The sequence below is a fragment of the Porphyrobacter sp. YT40 genome, from assembly GCF_006542605.1.
Classification (GTDB): Bacteria; Pseudomonadota; Alphaproteobacteria; order Sphingomonadales; family Sphingomonadaceae; genus Erythrobacter.
In genome coordinates this window covers 1,522,072-1,539,669 of the sequence record NZ_CP041222.1, presented here as the reverse complement: position 1 = coordinate 1,539,669, position 17,598 = coordinate 1,522,072, and the positions used below count along the sequence as shown (strand labels likewise).

Genomic DNA, 17,598 nt, shown 5'->3' with positions numbered 1-17,598 from the left:
TTTCGCCTCCGCCGGCCTGTTCCATGAGAGGAATGTGAAATGAACGCTGCCTATATCGTCGGCTCCTTTGATGCTGCCGAACTCGCCTTCCTGTTGTTTTTCGGCTTCTTCGTCGCGCTGGTGTTCTACCTGAACAAGGAAAGCCGGCGCGAAGGCTATCCGCTCGAGGAGGAGGAAACCGGCAGGGTCCTCCCCGGCAGCCTGTTCGACGGCGACAAGAAGACCTTCGCCCTGCCCAATGGCCGCGGCACCTACACCCCCGAAGACGTCGCGCGTGACGACGTCAACGTCCCCGGCGTGCAGGCCTTCAAGGCTGCCGGTGCGCCTTGGGTGCCGACCGGCGATGCGATGAAGGACGGCATGGGCCCGGCCGCCTTCGCCAACCGCGCGAAGTATCCCGACCTCACCTTCGATGGCCGCCCGCGCATCGTGCCGATCGCGCAGAGCCACGATCTGATCATCTCGCCCAACGATCCGGCGCTGATCGGCTGGCCGGTGGTCGCCGCCGACGGCGTGAACGCGGGCAAGGTCACCGATGTCTGGGTCGATCAGGCCGAACACATCATCCGCTATCTCGAGGTCGAGACCACTTCGGGCAAGAAAGTGCTCGCCCCGATGACGGTCGCCTATGTCCACGGCAACAGCCTGCTGGGCAAGGTGCTTCCGACCACCAATCACGACGAGCCCAAGTTCGTCGAGATCGACGCGATCACCGCCGCCCAGTTCGAGGCTGTCCCCGCGCTGGAAACCGCAGGCGTCATCACCCGCTACGAAGAAGACCGCATCCAGGCCTATTTCGGCGGCGGCTACATGTATGCGACACCTGAAAGGTCGGAAGCATGGCTCTGACGGAGCAGGCCGGTAGCGTGACAGAGCCCATGGCAGCGGCGGCAATGCCGCTGCCGGCAGGCCTTGGTCACGAAGGGCTGGATCACGCCGCGCTCGAGGAAGATGGCCCCAAGGCCTTCGGCGATCGCATGGGCACGCCCGCAGCCGATGAAAAGGTGCTGTGGAAGGGCCGCCCGGCGCTCGGCCTGCTGGCGCGCACGGCGTTCCACACCCGCACGCTCGGTTTCTACATGGCCGCGCTCGCGCTGATCGCGCTGATGACCGGCAACACCAATGCGGCGATCGTGGCCGCCGTGCTGGGCACCGCGCTGATCGCGCTGCTCTATGCGCTCGCCTGGGCAAGCGCGCGCACCACGCTCTACATTCTCACCGACACGCGCCTGATCATGCGTATCGGCATGGCGATCGAAACGCGGATCAACATTCCGCTGAAGCAGGTGCTGTCCGCCGATCTGCGCCTCCACGGCAAGACCGGATATGGCGACATCGCCTTCGACCTTGCGGGCGACCGGCTGCTGGGCGTCGCCCTGCTGTGGCCGCATGTGCGCCCTTGGAAGTATGCGCGGCCCCAGCCGATGCTGCGCGCCCTGCCCGATGCCGCCGCGCTTGCCCAGCTGATCGCCGCCACCCGCGCGCAGCACGGCGCGATCGCGCGGAATTTGACCGAGATCAAGGAAGCCGCCGCCGTCACCGGCCAGACGGGTGTCCAGACCGCGGCCCCGACCGGCCACCGCGCCCCGGCCCTGCACCGCAGCGATACCGGATTCGAGGGAGCCCCCGCATGATCGTTCGCGAATACGAGAAGGACGAAATCACCGTCCACAAGGTGCCGCTGGCGCTGATGGGTGGCGTGATCGCGATTTCCGTCGCGCTCACCGCCTCGGTGACGATGGGCTTCCTGCCGAAGCAATCCGTGCCGAGCGAAGCGCGCGCCGCCGCCGGGGTGAAGCCCGCGCAGCAGCGCACTCTGCGCTTCTTCGACGAAGCCGACGGCACCGTCAGGGTCGAGGATGGCGCCACCGCCGAGGTGCTCGCCCGTTATGGGCAGGGCGAAGGCGGCTTCGTGCGCGCCAGCGTGCGCAGCCTTGTTCACCAGCGCCGAATCCGCGACATCGGCTCGCAAGTGCCCTTTACCCTCACCCGCTGGGACACGGGCGCGCTGACGCTGTCCGATCCGGAAACGGGCGTGAACATCGAAATCACCGGTTTCGGCCCTGAAAACCGCGCGATCTACGCTAGCCTGTTGCCCAAACCGGAGGCCGCGCGCTGATGGCTCTCGCCTTCTTCTCGACCGAGTCTTTCGAGACCCCCTGCACGATCACGGTCGAGCAGAGCTCGGAGCATTTTCATGCCCATGTCGAACTCGATGGCAACATCGCGATGGAGCCGGGCGACAAGGTGCGCGTGCATGGCGCGCCGATCGCGATCCCCTTCGGCGCGCGCGAGGTGTTCGAACGCCGCGCCACCGTCACCCGCGCAAGCCCCCTGAAGCGCGCCCTGACCAAGGCCGCCGCCTATTTCGACTTGGCTGAACTCTACGAAGTCAGCTTCAACGCCGGGAGGATCAAATGAACGCCTACAAGCCGATGACCAGCGAGGAGGCGATGGCGCTGGCGACGCAGGACACGATGCTGACCCCGCGCTTCTACACCACCGATTTCGACGCGCTCGACGCGATCGACGTAAGCAGAGTGCGCGCCGAGTGGGACCAGCTGATCGCCGACATGGTGGGCGATCCCAACAAGCTGCACTTCAAGCACAATGACAGCTTCAAGGGCGTGATTGAGGGGCTGGAACCGGCCCTGCGCAAGGAATTCACCGATTTCCTCGTCAGCTCGATGACCTCGGAATTTTCGGGCTGCGTGCTCTATGCCGAAATCGCCCGGCGCACCAAGAACCCGGACGTGAAGCAGCTGTTCCGCCTGCTCGCGCGCGACGAGAGCCGCCATGCCGGCTTCATCAACGAAAGCCTCAAGGATGCAGGCATCGGCGTCGATCTCGGCTATCTGACGAAGACCAAGAAATACACCTACTTCAAGCCGAAGTTCATCTTCTACGCGGTCTACCTGTCGGAGAAGATCGGCTACGCGCGCTACATCACGATCTTCCGGCACCTTGCGCGCAACCCGCAATACAAGTTTCACCCGATCTTCGACTGGTTCGAGGAATGGTGCAACGACGAGTTCCGCCACGGCGAGGCCTTCGCGATGCTGCTGCGCGCCGATCCCAAGCTGCTCGAAGGCGCGAACAAACTGTGGGTGCGCTTCTTCCTGCTGTCGGTCTACGCCACGATGTATGTGCGCGATCACAACCGGCCAGTGTTCCACGCCGCGCTCGGCGTCGACCCGACCGAATATGATTACAAGGTGTTCGAAATCACCAACCAGATCGCCCGGCAGGTTTTCCCGGTCGAGCTCGACATCGACAGCCCGGCCTTCCGCCGCCAGATGGAAAAGCTGCGGCTCGCGGCCGAGCGGATCGAGGACGGCAAGGCGCGCGGCGGAATCGGCGGGCTGCTGAGCCGCGCCTCGGGCACGATCGGCGCGGGGCTGGCCTTTGCGCGGATGTATTTCCAGCGGCCCAAACCCAACGCCCTGCCGCAATCGATCCGGCTGCAACCCGCATGGTGAGCTGGAGCGGCCATATTGTACCGTTCATCGTGACGGTGGCGATCTGGTTTGTCGCGACCGGGCTGATTGCCTGGGCGGACAACCGCGAGCGCGCCACCTTTTCGCGCAGCCTGATCGTCGGCAGCGTCGCCGGCATCGCAGGGCTGATCGTGATCCTCGTCGCCTCCCTTTCGACCGAGGTCTGGGCGGTTTACTTGGGCTTCGTCGGCGCGCTGATGGTGTGGGGCTGGCACGAGCTTTCTTTCCTCACCGGCGCTTCGGCAGGCCCGCGCCGGGGGCTGGCCGATCCGCGCCTCACCGGCATCGCCCGGTTCCGGCAGGCCGCCGCGACGGTGATGCATCACGAGGTCGCACTGGCGGTGACGGCGCTGCTGCTGATCTCTTTGTCATGGGACGTGCCCAACCAGATCGGGGCGACCGTGTTCGTGCTGATGTTCGCGATGCGGCTGATTTCCAAGATCAACCTCTTTGTGGGCGTGCCCAATTCCTCCTCGGAGATGTTGCCCGAACAGCTGGCCTATCTGAAGAGCTATTTCGGCCCCAACCGCGTGACCCGGTTGCTGATCATGTCGATCGCGGTGCTGACTGGGGTTACCATCTGGTTCGGCGCGCTGGCACTCGCCGCGCCGGTGGGCAGCGCCGAAATGGTGGGCGCGAGCCTTTTGACCACGCTCGCCCTGCTGGGCGTGCTCGAGCACCTCTTTCTGGCCCTCCCCTTCCGTGACGGGATGCTGTGGGGTTGGGCCTATCCGCAGCGCAAGGCTGCAGCGACGATCGAACGAGACTGACATGACGAAGACGACAGAGGGAATGCGCATGGACTTCGAAGCCTTTTTCGCCGGCGAACTGGATGCGGTGCGCGCCGATGGCCGTTACCGCGTGTTCACCGACATCAAGCGCCACCGCGGCCGCTTCCCCCACGCCACGCGCTTCGTCGAAGGCGAAACCCAGGCGGTGACCGTGTGGTGCTCGAACGACTATCTCGGCATGGGCCAGCATCCCGCCGTGCTCGAAGCGATGCACACCTGCCTCGACGAATGCGGCGCGGGCGCGGGCGGCACGCGCAATATCTCGGGCACCAACCACTACCATGTCGAGCTGGAAGCCGAATTGGCCGACCTGCACGGCAAGGAAGCCGCGCTGCTGTTTACGAGCGGATACGTCTCCAACTGGGCCGGCCTCGGCACATTGGCGAGCAAAATCCCGGGCTGCGTGGTGTTCTCCGACGCACTCAACCATGCCTCGATGATCGAAGGCATCCGCCACAGCCGCGCGCCCTACAAGATCTGGCGCCACAATGACGCCGCGCATCTCGACGAGCTGCTCGGCATGTATGGCCCCGAGGTGCCCAAGCTGGTCGCTTTTGAAAGCGTCTATTCGATGGACGGCGACATCGCCCCCATCGCCGACATCCTCGATGTGTGCGAAAAGCACGGCGCGATGAGCTATATCGACGAAGTCCACGCCGTCGGCCTCTACGGCCCGCGCGGCGGCGGGGTCGCCGAGCGCGAAGGGCTGATGGACCGCATCACCGTGATCGAAGGCACGCTGGGCAAGGCGTATGGCGTGATGGGCGGCTATATCGCCGCGTCCGCCAACCTCGTCGATTTCGTGCGCAGCTTCGCCAGCGGCTTCATCTTCTCGACCGCCCTTCCCCCCGCGATCGCGGCGGGTGCAGCAGCCAGCATCCGCCACCTCAAGACCTCAAGCGCCGAGCGCGAGCTTCAGCAGAAGCGCGTGGCGCAGGTACGCCGCGCGCTCGACATGATGGGCATCCCGCACCTCGACAACCCGAGCCACATCATCCCGGTGATGGTGGGCGACGCCAAGAAGTGCAAGATGATCAGCGATTGGCTGATGGACAACCACGGCATCTACGTGCAGCCGATCAACTATCCCACGGTTCCGGTCGGAACCGAGCGGCTGCGGGTCACGCCCTCGCCCGTGCACACCGATGGCGACATCGACCGGCTGATCAAGGCATTGTCCGAGATCTGGTCGCATTGCGAACTCGCCCGGATGGAACAGGCCGCCTAAAGGCGCTCCCTCACTGACAGGACGACCGGCTCTCCCTTGGACGGGAGTGAGGGCGGATGCCGTGGGGGCGGCGTCCGCCCTCTTTGCATTGGGAGAAAGCGTCCGACGGCTATTGGCTGATGGTGACGGCGGGGCGAATGTCCGGGACTGGGTGGGGAACTGCCGCATTGCCTCTTCGTCGTCCCAGCGGAAGCTGGGGTCGCCGTCGGTCAGCGGAGTCACTTGAAAAGGTCGCTCCAACCAGTGCTGGCCTTTTCGATCTGCTCGATCTTCCAAGCGCCATTATGCCGTCTTCGCTTTTTCTCTGGCGATGGCGCTGGCGATCTTACCGCGAGCTCGCGCGAGTGCGGGAGCGATCCCAGCTTTCGCTGGGATGACTATTATTCGTAGTCGTCGATGACCGCAATCAGGACGCTTGCCGAACGGCGGCTCTCGGCTGAGAGCAAGCGAAAGCCGCTGAGCCGCCCCTCACCCCACCGGAATGAACCGCACCGCGAACCCGCCGCCCGGTGCCATGCGCACCGCGAAGGTCTCGCCGCCGGTGACGGTCTTCTCCTCGATGACCATCGCATAGGGGTTGGTCTTCCAGTCGGCATCCGGCCCGTCGCGGTAGATTTGCGCGCGGTATTTTTTGCCCGGCTCGAGGAAGGACAGCGGCAGCGACAGGTCGCGCGCTTCCTCGTCGGTCACTGCGCCGAGGAACCACTCCTTCGACTTCCGCCCCTGCCGCGCGATCGCGACGTAATCGCCGATTTCCCCGGCGAGCGCGATCGAGTCTTCCCAGTCGGTCTCGACATCCTTGATGAACTGGAAGGCGTCGAGGCGCTGTTCGTAATTCTCGGGCAGGTCGGCAGCCATCTGGATTGGCGAATAGAGCACCACGTAGAGCGCCAGCTGCTTGGCCAGCGTGGTCTCGGGCCGGTTCGACGGATCGCCGCGCGGCATGTCTTCGCGCAAGGGTGCGCGCTCGTTGGGCTTCAGGTCGAAGATGCCGGGGGTGAAGTCCATGGGCCCCGACAGCATCCGGGTGAAGGCCAGCATCGCCTCGTGCTCGGGCGGGTTGGGCGGCGTGCCCCAGGCGTTGTATTCCATCCCCCGCGCGCCTTCGCGGGCGATCCAGTTGGGGTAGGTGCGGCGCAGGCCCGTGTCCTTCACCGGCTCGTGCGCGTTGATCGAAATCTGGCGCTTGGCGGCCTCCTGCACGACCTTGAGATGGTGGCGCACCATGAACTGGCTGTCGTGCCATTCGTAGCGGCGGATGCCGTTCTCGTCGATCCGCACCGCATCGCCCGCGTCGGCGACATAGCCGGTCTTGACCTGCCGCACGCCCGCCTTCTGCATCAGGTCCATCGCTGCGCCGAGCTGGTTTTCGTAGTTGGTGATGTTGGCCGAGGTTTCATGGTGGCCGATGATCCGCACGCCCTTGGACAAAGCATAGCGGCCCAGCTCTTCAAGGTCGTAATCGGGCATGGGCTTGGTGAAATCGAACAGGTCGCCATTGTTGTACCAGTCGCCGTCCCAGCCGATGTTCCAGCCTTCCACCAGCACGCCCGCAAATCCGTGCTTGGCGGCGAAGTCGATATAGCGCTTGGTTTCTTCGGTAGTGGCACCGTGGATCTGGTCGCGGCCCCAGCTGCGGTCGCGGATATGCATCGCCCACCAGATGCCAACATATTTGCCCGGCTCGACCCACGAGACATCGCCGAGCTTGTTGGGCTCGTTCAAATTGAGGATGATATCGGAATTGATCAGGCCCACCGCATCGGGCGCAACCTGAATGGTGCGCCATGGCGAGGTGAAGCCAGCCTTGGTCTTGACCTTGGGCCCGCCGCTCCAGCCGCGCAGCTTGGATTCGAAATTGCCGGGGCGCAGCTGGTCGAGCGACATGGCGGCATAGTCCACCAGCGCGGCCTCGTGGATGCTGAAATAGATGCCGTCGGCGTTGCGGAAGGTCGCAGGCGTGTGCGCGTCGTCGACCTTGCCCGCAGGCGCGGTGCGGGTGATGTATTCGTAACGGTTGAACTCGTCCGACGGCGTGTACCACATGGTGGTCTGCTCGCCGACGCCGAACTGGGTGAGTTCCTCGGTGAGATTGAGGTCGCCCTGCAAAGCCGCCTGCTCGGGGACTTCATAGCGGAAGCCCACGCCGGTGTCGAAGGCGCGGAAGCGGACGGTCATTTGCCGCTCTGGGCCGTCGGCGGGCTTGAAGGTGACCGCAAGCTCGTTGTGCTGATCGCGCACCACGCGGCGCTCGCCCCAGGGCTGCTCCCAGCTGGTGTCCTGCGAGGCGGTTGTCGATCCGGCGATGGCAAGGCCGCGCTCGAAGCCGTGGTGCTCGGCGAACAGCATCCCGAGTTTCGAGGGCGCAATCACCTGCTTGCCCTCGTAGGCGACGGCATAGGTCGCGAGGCCACCATCGTCGCTGACGGTGACGGTGATCTTCCCGTCGGGCGAGGCGAGCGTCAGGCTCTCGGCATTGGCCGGGGCGGCCGCCCAGGCGATCGCCGCGAGGGCCACGAGGGGTTTCCAATGTGTCGTCATGCGTGCTCTCCCGCGCCCATCCGGACGCCTTATTTGGTTTCTCTGAAAATCCGGAAGCCCCACGGGGCGAGGTCGAGCGTCTCGTCGCCCGCGAAACTCGCGCTCTCACCGCTCAGCGCGTCGGCATAGGTGCCGTGGTGGCGCGCATGAGTGAAAGTGATGCTCTGCGCGCGCGGGCTGAGGTTGAACACGGCGAACACCCGTTCGCCAGCCTCGCCGCGGGTGAAGGCGAAGACATCGGCGGTGCTGCTGGTGGGCACCTCCAACATCGGCGCACCGAAGCGGCCATTGTGAAGCGCGGGCATCTCGGTCTTGAGGGCAATCAGCTTTTCGAACAGCGCCGCGTGCCGACCCTGCCGCCAGACGATCGGATCGCGCTCGAAGAATTCGAGCTGGCGGTCGTTATCCGCTTCCTGCCCGTTGTAGATCAGCGGCATCCCGCTGCCGGTGAAGCTGAGCGCAATCGCCGCTTCGTATGCGTCGCCGTAGATCTCGCTTGCTACCCCGTCCCACGAATTCTGGTCGTGGTTCTCGGTATAGACCATCCGCATCGCGGCATGGGGCCAGGTTTCGGACTGCCCGGCGTAATAGCCCCGCATCGCGCCCGCGCCGCTGCCGTCCTTGACGAGCCGCTGCATCGCCTCCTTCCAGCCCCAGCCATAGGTCGCATCGAAGGCGCGGTGGTGAAGATCGCGCTGCTCCCACTCGGCGAGCATGAAGACGGGCTTCACCGCGTCCAGTTGCGCCCGCGCGGTCTCCCAGAAATCGGTCGGGACATAGCCCGCGACATCGCAGCGGAACCCATCGATCCCGAATTCGCGCACCCAGTAGACGAGGCTCTCGGTCATGTATTGCCTGAGGCCCGCTTGCGAGTAGTCGAAGTCAGCGACGTCCGACCAGTCGGTGCCCGCCGGGCTCATCAGCCCGCCTTCGGGGGTGCGGGTGTACCACTCGGGATGGCTCTGGGTGAGCGGGTTGTCGTAGGCCGAATGGTTGGCGACCCAATCGAGGATCACTTTCAGCCCCAGCCGGTGCGCTTCGTCCACGAAGGCGCGGAACTCGGCCTCTGTGCCGAGTTCCGGATTGACCGCACGGTAATCGCGCACGGCATAGGGGCTGCCGAGCGTGCCCTTGCGGTTCGCCTCACCGATTGGGTGGATCGGCATCAGCCAGATGATGTCGACCCCCATCGCGGCAAGGCGCGGAAGCTGTGTCTGCGCGGCTTTGAACGTGCCCTCGGCGGTGAATTGCCGGGTGTTCATCTGGTAGATCACCGCGTCCGCCGTCCACGGTGCATTGGCGACCTCGACCATGTCGCGCGGGGTGTAATCGGGCTGGGCCAGCACCGGTGTCGCTGCAAGCGCGCCCGCCAAAAGCGCTATCGCCAGCCGCATCATGCTTCTCCCGCCAGCGGTACGGGCGCGCCTTTCGCCTCGCCGTCCTGCACCATCAGGGTCGCCGCCGCCGCCAGCACCATGCTGATCGCGCCGATCACAAAGGCATAGATCGCCGCACCGCCGAACAGATTGGTGACAAGAAAGCCGAGCAGCGTCGCCGCCAGCAATTGCGGCACGACGATGAAGATGTTGAACACCCCCATGTAAATGCCCATTTTTTCCGCCGGGACGCAGCCCGCCAGGATCGCGTAGGGCAGCGCCACGATCGAGGCCCAGGCGATGCCCATGCCGATCTGCGGAATCCACAGGAGCGCCGGATCGCGCACCAGCAGCATCGCGGCAAAGCCCGCCGCGCCCAGCGTCAGATTGATCGCGTGGAGGCGGCAGCGGTCGATCTTCGCGGCGATCATGACAAAGCCCAGCGCGGCGGCGGCGGCGAGGCCATTGCGCACCGACCCCATCAGGCTCCACCAGTCGGCCCCGTCCTGATAGGCGGCGCTGGCGGCATCGCGCGCGGCAAAGTGATACTCCGTCACCCCCGGCGTGCCGTAGATCCACAGCGCGAACATCGCGAACCAGCTGAAAAACTGCACGACCGCCAGCTGGCGCATGGTCCTGGGCATGGCGAAGAGATCGCTGACGACCTCCATGAAACCGCTGCGCTCACGCCCCTGCTGGCGCAATGACGCCGCGACCAGCTGGATCACGCCGAACCCGGCGATCAGCGCGGCGAGCACGTAAAGCTCCTGCGCGACTTCGATCTCGCCGAGGAAGGCGGGTCGCCCCTCGCCCCGCGCCACCGCGACCAACGCGGCGATAATGGCTCCGGCGATGATCCATACCACGCCGCCGCGCGCGAACTGCGCGGCGGAGCGCAGCACCGGCACATGGACCGCCCCTGCCGCGCGCCCGCTCGCTGCCTCGAACCGGGCGAGCTCTTCGGGCGAATATTCCCTGGTGCTGAACACCGTCCAGCACACCGCTGCCAGCAGCGCCGCGCCGCCGATGTAGAAGGCCCAGCGCACGGTTTCGGGGATCTGCCCCTCGGGCGCGACATTGCTGAGGCCCAGCCAGTTGGTCATCACCCACGGCAAGGCCCCCGCCACCACCGCGCCGGTGCCGATGAAGAAGCTCTGCATCGCATAGCCCTTCGTCCGCTGGCGATCGGGCAGGTTGTCGCCCACGAAGGCGCGGAACGGCTCCATCGTGATGTTGAGCGAGGCGTCCATGATCCACAGCATGCCCGCCGCGACCCACAGCGCGGGTGCATTGGGCATCACGAACAGCGCAAGGCTCGCCAGAAACGCGCCTGCGAGGAAATAGGGACGGCGGCGGCCGAGCCGCGGGCTCCAGGTCTTGTCCGAGAGGTGGCCGATGATCGGCTGCACGATCAGCCCCGTCATCGGCGCGGCGATCCACAGGATCGCAAGACTGCCCACATCGGCGCCCAGCGTCTGGAAGATGCGGCTGACATTGCCGTTCTGGAGCTCGAATCCGATCTGGATCCCGAGGAACCCGAAGCTCATGTTCCAGATCTGGCCGGCGCTCAACGCTGGCTTGTGGCCGCTGTGGCTCATTGTCGCTATCATCCCTCTCCCGGCCCGGCACAATATCCCGGATCTTCCCGTCCGAAGCTACATCGCGCGCTGCCACCGCACAGTCTGGACGGCTTGCAAAATTTTGCAAGAAACTTTCCGAAAATCGTCGGAAAAAACGTTGTCCGGCCTGATTGACTGAGTGTTTTTCAAATGATTCTCGTTTGTTGTGTCACCCTCCGCGCCTGACGCTCCGGTTTCACAAAGATTTGCAAAATCTCTTTCAAGGTGTCACAAACATCGCCGGAGGGAGTAGGGTCATGACGCGAATCTTCGTGAGCATTGCGGCTGCGCTATGCGCCGGCACCGCATGGGCAGGGGGGCCGGTGGCCACCGACGCGGGGGCAACGCCCGCACCAATTGCAGAGCGTCAGCTCGAGGACGAGATCATCTATTTTGTCCTGCCCGACCGATTCGCCAATGGCGATCCGAGGAACGATAAGGGCGGCCTGAAGGGCGGGCCGCTCCAGCACGGCTTCGATCCCACGCACAAGGGCTTCTACCACGGCGGTGATCTCAAGGGGCTGACCGCCAAGCTCGACTATATTCAGGGCATGGGCGTCACCGCGATCTGGTTCGCGCCGATCTTCAAGAACAAGCCGGTGCAGGGCCGTCCGGGCGAGGAAAGCGCAGGCTACCACGGTTACTGGGTGATCGATTTCACCAGCGTCGATCCGCATTTCGGCACCAATGCCGAATTCAAGGCCTTCGTCGATGCCGCCCATGCGCGGGGGATGAAGGTCTATATGGACATCATCACCAACCACACCGCCGACGTGATCGACTACCGCGAAGGCCAATACGCCTATCGCAGCAAGGGCGAATATCCTTTCTCGACGCGCGGCGGGGTCGACGGCGCGCGGATCAACGAAGGGTTCGAAGGTGACGACAATCCCGATCCCGCCAACTGGGCCAGGCTGACCGACCCGACCTTCGCCTACACGCCCGTGGTCTCCGAGGACGAGAAGAACGTGAAGTTGCCCGCATGGCTGAATGATGTGACGCTCTATCACAACCGCGGAAATTCGCACTGGATAGGCGAAAGCTCGGTCTATGGCGATTTCTCGGGGCTGGACGATCTCGCGACCGAGAACCCGCGCGTCGTTTCGGGCATGATCGACATCTTCGGCCAGTGGATCGACGATTACGGCATCGACGGCTTCCGCATCGACACCGCCAAGCACGTGAACCCCGAATTCTGGCAGGCCTTCGTCCCCGCCATGCTCGCCCGGGCCGAAGCGAAGGGGATTGGCCACTTCCACATCTTTGGCGAAATCGCCTTCGAAGAACCGACCGCCACGCTCACCGCGCAGGTGATGGCGGACAGCCGCTTGCCGTACGCGCTCGACATGGGTTTCGCCAAGGCGGCGCAGATGGTCGCCAGCGGCAAGTCGCCGCCCCGGCTGATGGCCGAATTTCTCCAGCAGGATGCGATCTATCCCGGCGGGGCGAGCACCGCGCTGGGCCTGCCGACCTTCCTCGGCAACCACGATTTCGGGCGCTTTTCGATGTTCGTGCGCGAGATGAGCGGATCGGACGATCCCGCCACGCTGCTCGCCCGCGTCAGGCTGGGGCACGCGATGATGTTCCTGCTGCGCGGCGTGCCGACGGTCTATTACGGGGACGAGCAGGGCTTCATCTCCGACGGCAACGACCAGCTGGCGCGCGAGGACATGTTCGAGAGCAAGGTCGCGGCCTATAACGATAACCGCCTCGTCGGCAGCACGGCCACCACCGCGCAAAGCAATTTCGACACCGCCCACCCACTCTACCGGCTGATCGGCGAACTCGCCGCCGCCCGCACCGCCAGCCCGGCGCTGCGCCGCGGCCTCAGCACCGTGCGCGCCTTCGAGGAAGCCGCCCCCGGCCTGCTCGCAGTCGAGCGCCACGATCCCGAAACCGGACAGCGCGTGCTGGCGGTGTTCAACACCGGCGAAAAGCCCCTTACGCAGGCGGTCGAGGTCAGTTACCGGGCGCGCGGGATCACCCCGCTCACCGGCACCTGCCCCGCCAGCCTTGCCGCGCCGGGGTCGGCCACGATCACCCTGCCCACCTTCGGCTTTGCCGCCTGCATTCTGGAGACCGACGACTGATGGCAACCGCTCTTGCCGACACCGCCGTTGCTACCGACGCCCCGCTGACGTGGTGGCGCGGCGCGGTCATCTACCAGATCTATCCGCGCTCCTTCCGCGACACCAATGGCGACGGGATCGGCGACCTTGCGGGCATTGCCGAACGGCTCGACTACATCGCCGACCTCGGCGTCGATGGTATCTGGATCAGCCCCTTCTTCACCTCGCCGATGAAGGATTTCGGCTACGACGTGGCCGATTATTGCGGGATCGACCCGAGCTTCGGCACCTTCGAAGATTTCGACCGGATCATCGAGAAGGCGCACGCGCTCGGCCTCAAGGTCATCATCGATCAGGTCTATTCGCACACTTCCGACGAGCACGCGTGGTTCCGGGAAAGCCGTGCGGATCGCACCAATCCCAAGGCCGACTGGTATGTCTGGGCCGACCCCAAGCCCGATGGCTCGCCGCCGTCGAACTGGCAGTCTGTGTTCGGCGGATCGGCCTGGCAGTGGGACGGACCGCGCAAGCAGTATTACCTGCACAACTTCCTCACCTCGCAGCCCGATCTGAACGTCCACAACCCGGATGTGCAGGACGCGCTGCTCGATGTGGCGCGGTTCTGGCTGGGGCGCGGCGTGGACGGGTTCCGGCTCGATGCGCTCAACTTCTCGATGCATGACCCCGAGCTGCGCGACAATCCGCCGTCGGGCACCCCGATAGAACTGGTGACGCGCCCGTTCGACATGCAGATCAAGCAGTTCAACCAGTCGCATCCCGATATCGTCGCCTTCCTCGAGCGCATCCGCGCCACGATCGACGAATTTCCGGGCCGCTTCACCGTCGCCGAAGTCGGCGGGCCGGAGCCGCTCGCCGAGATGAAGGCCTTTACCGAGGGCGGCAAGCGGCTCGACAGCGCCTATAACTTCGATTTCCTCTACGCCCCGCGCCTCACCGCGCCGCTGGTGCGCGCGAGCCTGTCGCAGTGGAGCGGCGAGCCGGGCGAAGGCTGGCCGAGCTGGGCCTTCTCGAACCACGACGCCCCGCGCGCAGTCACCCGCTGGACGCTTGACGGCGACATGGGCCGCATGGCGCGCCTCAATCTGCTGCTGCTGCTGGCCTTGCGCGGCAATCCGATCATCTATCAGGGCGAGGAGCTGGGCCTGCCGCAGGGCCATGTCGCTTTCGAGGATCTGCAAGACCCCGAAGCCATCGCCAACTGGCCGCACACGCTGGGCCGCGATGGCGCGCGCACCCCGATGCCCTGGGCGGCGAACGCACCGCAGGCGGGCTTTTCGACCGCCAACCGCACCTGGCTGAAGCTCGATCCGGCGCATAGCGGCTTTGCGGTCGATGCGCAGGCGGCCGACCCGGCCTCGACCCTCGGTTACGCCCGCGCATTGCTCGGCGCGCGGAGGGCGCATCCCGCGCTGGTGCATGGCGATATCGAACTGCTTAGCAGCCCCGCAGACATCCTCGCCTTCCGCCGCCACACCGAGGGCGGCAGCGTGCTGTGCGTCTTCAACCTCGGCGAAACTTCGCTGCGCTGGAGCCCGCCAGCCGGGGCCGGAGCCGCGCAGCTGATCGCGACCGAAAACCATGTGGGCAGCGGCGCGATTCTCGAAGACCTCCGGCCCGGCAGCGGCTATTGGGCGATGATCGCTTCCAGCTGAGGACGAATGGCCGACAACCCCACTCTTGCCGCCCGGCGCAGCGCCACGCTCGAGGATATCGCGCGTGAAGCGGGGGTGTCGATCTCGACCGTCAGCCGCGCATTGAACGACAGCCCCTCGGTCAAGCGGCGCACCAAGCAGCAGATTTGGCAGATTGCCCGCGCGCACGACTACGAGTTCCGCGCCTCGATGCCGAGCGGGCCGATCGGCGCCGACGCGACCCTCGCGGTGGTCGTCCCCGCCCCGCAGGCACGCGACAGCCGCGTGTCCGATCCGTTCTTCCTCGAACTGCTGGCGGGCATCGCCGAGGCCGCGCGCGAGCGGAACGCCGATCTCATCATCAGCCACCTTTCCCCCCGCGCCGGGGGCGACCTCGACTACGCGATGAGCACCAGCCGCGCGACCGGCGTGATCTTTATCGGCCAGTCCTCGCTCCACCACGAATTCAACGCGCTCGCCGCGCGCGACAATCGCTTCGTGGTGTGGGGGGCGGAGTTCCCGGACGCGCAATATTGCGTGATCGGGTCGGACAACCTCGCGGGCGGCAGGCGAGCCACGGCGCACCTCGCGCGGCTCGGGCGGCGGCGCATTCTGTTCCTCGGCGATACCGAAGCGCCCGAGGCCGAGCAGCGCTTCCGCGGCTATCGGCAGGCGCTCGATCAAGCAGGCATCGCCTTCGATAGCGATCTCTTGGTGCCCGCGCATTTCGATGTCCATTCGGGCGAGGCCGCGGTGCGCAGCGCGATTGCGCGGGGGCTGCGCTTCGACGCGGTGTTCGCCGCCAGCGACCTCATCGCCATCGGAGCAATCCGGGCGCTGACCCGCTCGGGAATGCGCGTGCCCGAGGATGTCTCGGTGGTCGGGTATGACAATATCCCCGCCGCGCGGCTCGTTACCCCGCAGCTCACCACCATCGACCAGGACGCGAACCTTGCGGGCCGGATGCTGGTTTCCAAGCTGATCGACAAGGGCGATGGCCCGGCGATTTCGCAGCGGCTTGAGACCAGCCTGCTGATCCGCGAAAGCTGCGGCGGATGAGCAGCGCCCCGCCCGCCCCGCTGACATCCATCGTCATCGTCGGCGGCGGGTCGGCCGGGTGGATGACGGCGGCAGCGCTGGCCCATGCGGTCGGCGGGGCCTGCGCGATCACGCTGATCGAGAGCGAGGCGATCGGCACGGTCGGCGTGGGCGAGGCGACGATCCCGCCGATCCGCACCTTCAACCAGCGGCTCGGCATCGACGAGGCGACCTTCGTGCGCGAGACGCAAGGCAGCTACAAGCTCGGGATCGAGTTCGTCGACTGGGGCAGGCTCGGCCACAGCTACTTCCACCCCTTCGGCCAGTATGGCGCCGAGTTCGATCAGGTGCCCTTCTACCACCACTGGATGCGCGAGCATCTGGAGGGGCGGATCGAAGGCCCGATCGACGACTTCTCGATGTGCTGGGCGATGGCGCGGGACGGCAAGTTCGCCCGCCCCTCGCCCGACCGGCGGATGATCCAGTCGACCTTCGACTACGCGTACCACTTCGACGCCGGGCTCTACGCCGCCTATCTCAGGCGCTTCGCCGAGGCCCGGGGGGTGACGCGGATCGAGGGCAAGGTCATCGACGTCTCCTTGCGCGGTGAGGACGGGTTCATCGAAGCCGTCACCCTCGACAGCGGGACGCGGATCGAAGGCGAGCTCTTCATCGATTGCTCCGGCTTCCGCGGCCTGCTGATCGAGGAAGCGCTGCACGCCGGCTACGACAACTGGCAGCACTGGCTCCCCTGCGACCGCGCGGTGGCGGTGCCCTGCAAGCGGGGGGAGTTCACCCCCTACACCCGCTCCACCGCGCGCGAGGCCGGGTGGCAGTGGCGCATCCCGCTCCAGCACCGCACCGGCAACGGCTATGTCCATTGCTCGCAGTTCATCTCCGAGGACGAGGCGAGTGCCACGCTGCTCGCCAATCTCGACGGCAAGCCGCTGGCCGACCCGCGAACCTTGCGTTTCGTCACCGGCAAACGGCGCAGGTTCTGGGAGAAGAACTGCGTCGCCATCGGGCTGTCCGCGGGTTTCATGGAGCCGCTGGAATCGACCTCGCTCCACCTCATCCAATACGCCATCCTCAGGCTCATCGCGCTGCTGCCGGACAGCACCATGTCGCCGCTGCTCGCGCGCGAATACAATGCCCAGACCGCGCGCGAATACGAGCTGATCCGCGACTTCCTGATCCTCCATTACAAGGCCAGCGAGCGGGACGATTCCGAGCTGTGGCGCTACACCGCCGCCATGCCGATCCCCGACAGCCTGCAATACAAGATCGACCATTTTCGCGCCCACGGCACGCTGGTGGCCGAGCCGCAGGAACTGTTCGCCAACCCCAGCTGGATCGCGGTCTATCTCGGCCAGGGCATCGTGCCGCATCGCGCGCCCGCGCTCGCCCATATGCGCGAGGGCGTTCCCGTGGCCGAGCGGATGGCGCAAATCCGCGAGGCGATGGCGGAAGCGGTCGCCGCCATGCCGAGCCACGGCGATTTCGTCGCCCGCCACTGCGCGGCGCCGCCGATCGCGGGCTGATTATCGCCGTTCAGATTACTCGCGTGTTTCCTGAGTGTGGAGACACATGAGACACTGTCCAAGAGCAAAACTCCCTTCCCGGCCCGCACGTGTGTTCGGGTGGCTGTAGCGAGCCCGGAAGGGTGATCGCGAAAGGCCATGCCCGCGACCTTGCCACGGCTTTGGCGAGTAGGAAACCACCTCCGCCTCGAAAGCCGAAAGGGCCCGCCATCGCTGGCGAGCCCTTCCTGCAACCCTCAATGCGAC

At 65.7% G+C, this 17,598-nt stretch carries 14 protein-coding genes; 11 read left to right on the top strand and 3 right to left on the bottom strand.

Annotated elements, in window-relative coordinates:
- The first annotated feature begins 39 nt into the window (after positions 1–39).
- The 7 genes from puhA to hemA are packed head-to-tail and all read left to right on the top strand — an operon-like array spanning position 40 to position 5,516.
- Positions 40–849 carry a photosynthetic reaction center subunit H gene (puhA, locus tag E2E27_RS07230; RefSeq protein ID WP_141458323.1) on the top strand — a complete coding sequence of 270 codons (810 nt, stop codon included), beginning with the start codon at positions 40–42 and terminating at the stop codon, positions 847–849.
- A complete protein-coding gene (gene puhB, locus E2E27_RS07225) occupies positions 840–1,634 on the top strand; it encodes a photosynthetic complex putative assembly protein PuhB (protein ID WP_141458322.1) in 795 nt (264 codons plus the stop codon). The genes puhA and puhB overlap by 10 nt, the downstream gene beginning before the upstream one ends.
- Positions 1,631–2,119, top strand: a complete 489-nt coding sequence (puhC, locus tag E2E27_RS07220; protein ID WP_141458321.1) for a photosynthetic complex assembly protein PuhC — start codon at positions 1,631–1,633, stop codon at positions 2,117–2,119. The genes puhB and puhC overlap by 4 nt, the downstream gene beginning before the upstream one ends.
- Positions 2,119–2,421 (top strand): O2-dependent cyclase accessory protein, encoded by a 303-nt coding sequence (locus E2E27_RS07215; protein WP_141458320.1) that lies wholly within the window; start codon positions 2,119–2,121, stop codon positions 2,419–2,421. The genes puhC and E2E27_RS07215 overlap by 1 nt, the downstream gene beginning before the upstream one ends.
- Positions 2,418–3,479, top strand: coding sequence for a magnesium-protoporphyrin IX monomethyl ester (oxidative) cyclase (gene acsF, locus E2E27_RS07210; protein WP_141458319.1), 1,062 nt, complete (start codon positions 2,418–2,420; stop codon positions 3,477–3,479). The genes E2E27_RS07215 and acsF overlap by 4 nt, the downstream gene beginning before the upstream one ends.
- On the top strand, positions 3,473–4,267 hold the full coding sequence (gene puhE / locus E2E27_RS07205; RefSeq protein WP_141458318.1) for a putative photosynthetic complex assembly protein PuhE: 795 nt from the start codon (positions 3,473–3,475) through the stop codon (positions 4,265–4,267). The genes acsF and puhE overlap by 7 nt, the downstream gene beginning before the upstream one ends.
- A gap of 28 nt (positions 4,268–4,295) precedes the next feature.
- The gene (gene hemA, locus E2E27_RS07200) at positions 4,296–5,516 is read left to right on the top strand and encodes a 5-aminolevulinate synthase (protein WP_141461662.1); all 1,221 of its coding nucleotides are present in this window, start codon (positions 4,296–4,298) and stop codon (positions 5,514–5,516) included.
- A gap of 468 nt (positions 5,517–5,984) precedes the next feature.
- Here the strand turns inward: hemA and E2E27_RS07195 are convergent, their stop codons facing one another.
- From E2E27_RS07195 to E2E27_RS07185, 3 genes are read right to left on the bottom strand one after another with little or no spacing between them, the layout of a single operon-like run.
- Positions 5,985–8,057, bottom strand: a complete 2,073-nt coding sequence (locus E2E27_RS07195; RefSeq protein WP_141458317.1) for a glycoside hydrolase family 97 protein — start codon at positions 8,055–8,057, stop codon at positions 5,985–5,987.
- 29 nt (positions 8,058–8,086) lie between these two features.
- Entirely contained in the window at positions 8,087–9,454 is a 1,368-nt protein-coding gene (locus E2E27_RS07190; RefSeq protein ID WP_234036230.1) for an alpha-amylase family glycosyl hydrolase, read from the bottom strand.
- Positions 9,451–11,031 carry an MFS transporter gene (locus E2E27_RS07185; protein ID WP_141458316.1) on the bottom strand — a complete coding sequence of 527 codons (1,581 nt, stop codon included), beginning with the start codon at positions 11,029–11,031 and terminating at the stop codon, positions 9,451–9,453. Before E2E27_RS07185 ends, E2E27_RS07190 begins: the two co-directional genes overlap by 4 nt.
- A 278-nt stretch (positions 11,032–11,309) precedes the next feature.
- Between E2E27_RS07185 and E2E27_RS07180 the strand changes: the two genes are divergently transcribed.
- The 4 genes from E2E27_RS07180 to E2E27_RS07165 are packed head-to-tail and all read left to right on the top strand — an operon-like array spanning position 11,310 to position 17,352.
- Complete coding sequence (locus tag E2E27_RS07180; protein ID WP_141458315.1) at positions 11,310–13,142, top strand: alpha-amylase family glycosyl hydrolase; 1,833 nt, start codon at positions 11,310–11,312, stop codon at positions 13,140–13,142.
- A complete protein-coding gene (locus E2E27_RS07175; RefSeq protein WP_141458314.1) occupies positions 13,142–14,794 on the top strand; it encodes an alpha-amylase family glycosyl hydrolase in 1,653 nt (550 codons plus the stop codon). Before E2E27_RS07180 ends, E2E27_RS07175 begins: the two co-directional genes overlap by 1 nt.
- Before the next feature lie 6 nt (positions 14,795–14,800).
- Positions 14,801–15,832, top strand: coding sequence for a LacI family DNA-binding transcriptional regulator (locus E2E27_RS07170; RefSeq protein ID WP_141458313.1), 1,032 nt, complete (start codon positions 14,801–14,803; stop codon positions 15,830–15,832).
- Positions 15,829–17,352: a tryptophan halogenase family protein gene (locus E2E27_RS07165; RefSeq protein WP_141458312.1), complete on the top strand. Its 1,524-nt coding sequence runs from the start codon at positions 15,829–15,831 to the stop codon at positions 17,350–17,352. The genes E2E27_RS07170 and E2E27_RS07165 overlap by 4 nt, the downstream gene beginning before the upstream one ends.
- Positions 17,353–17,598: the final 246 nt, after the last annotated feature.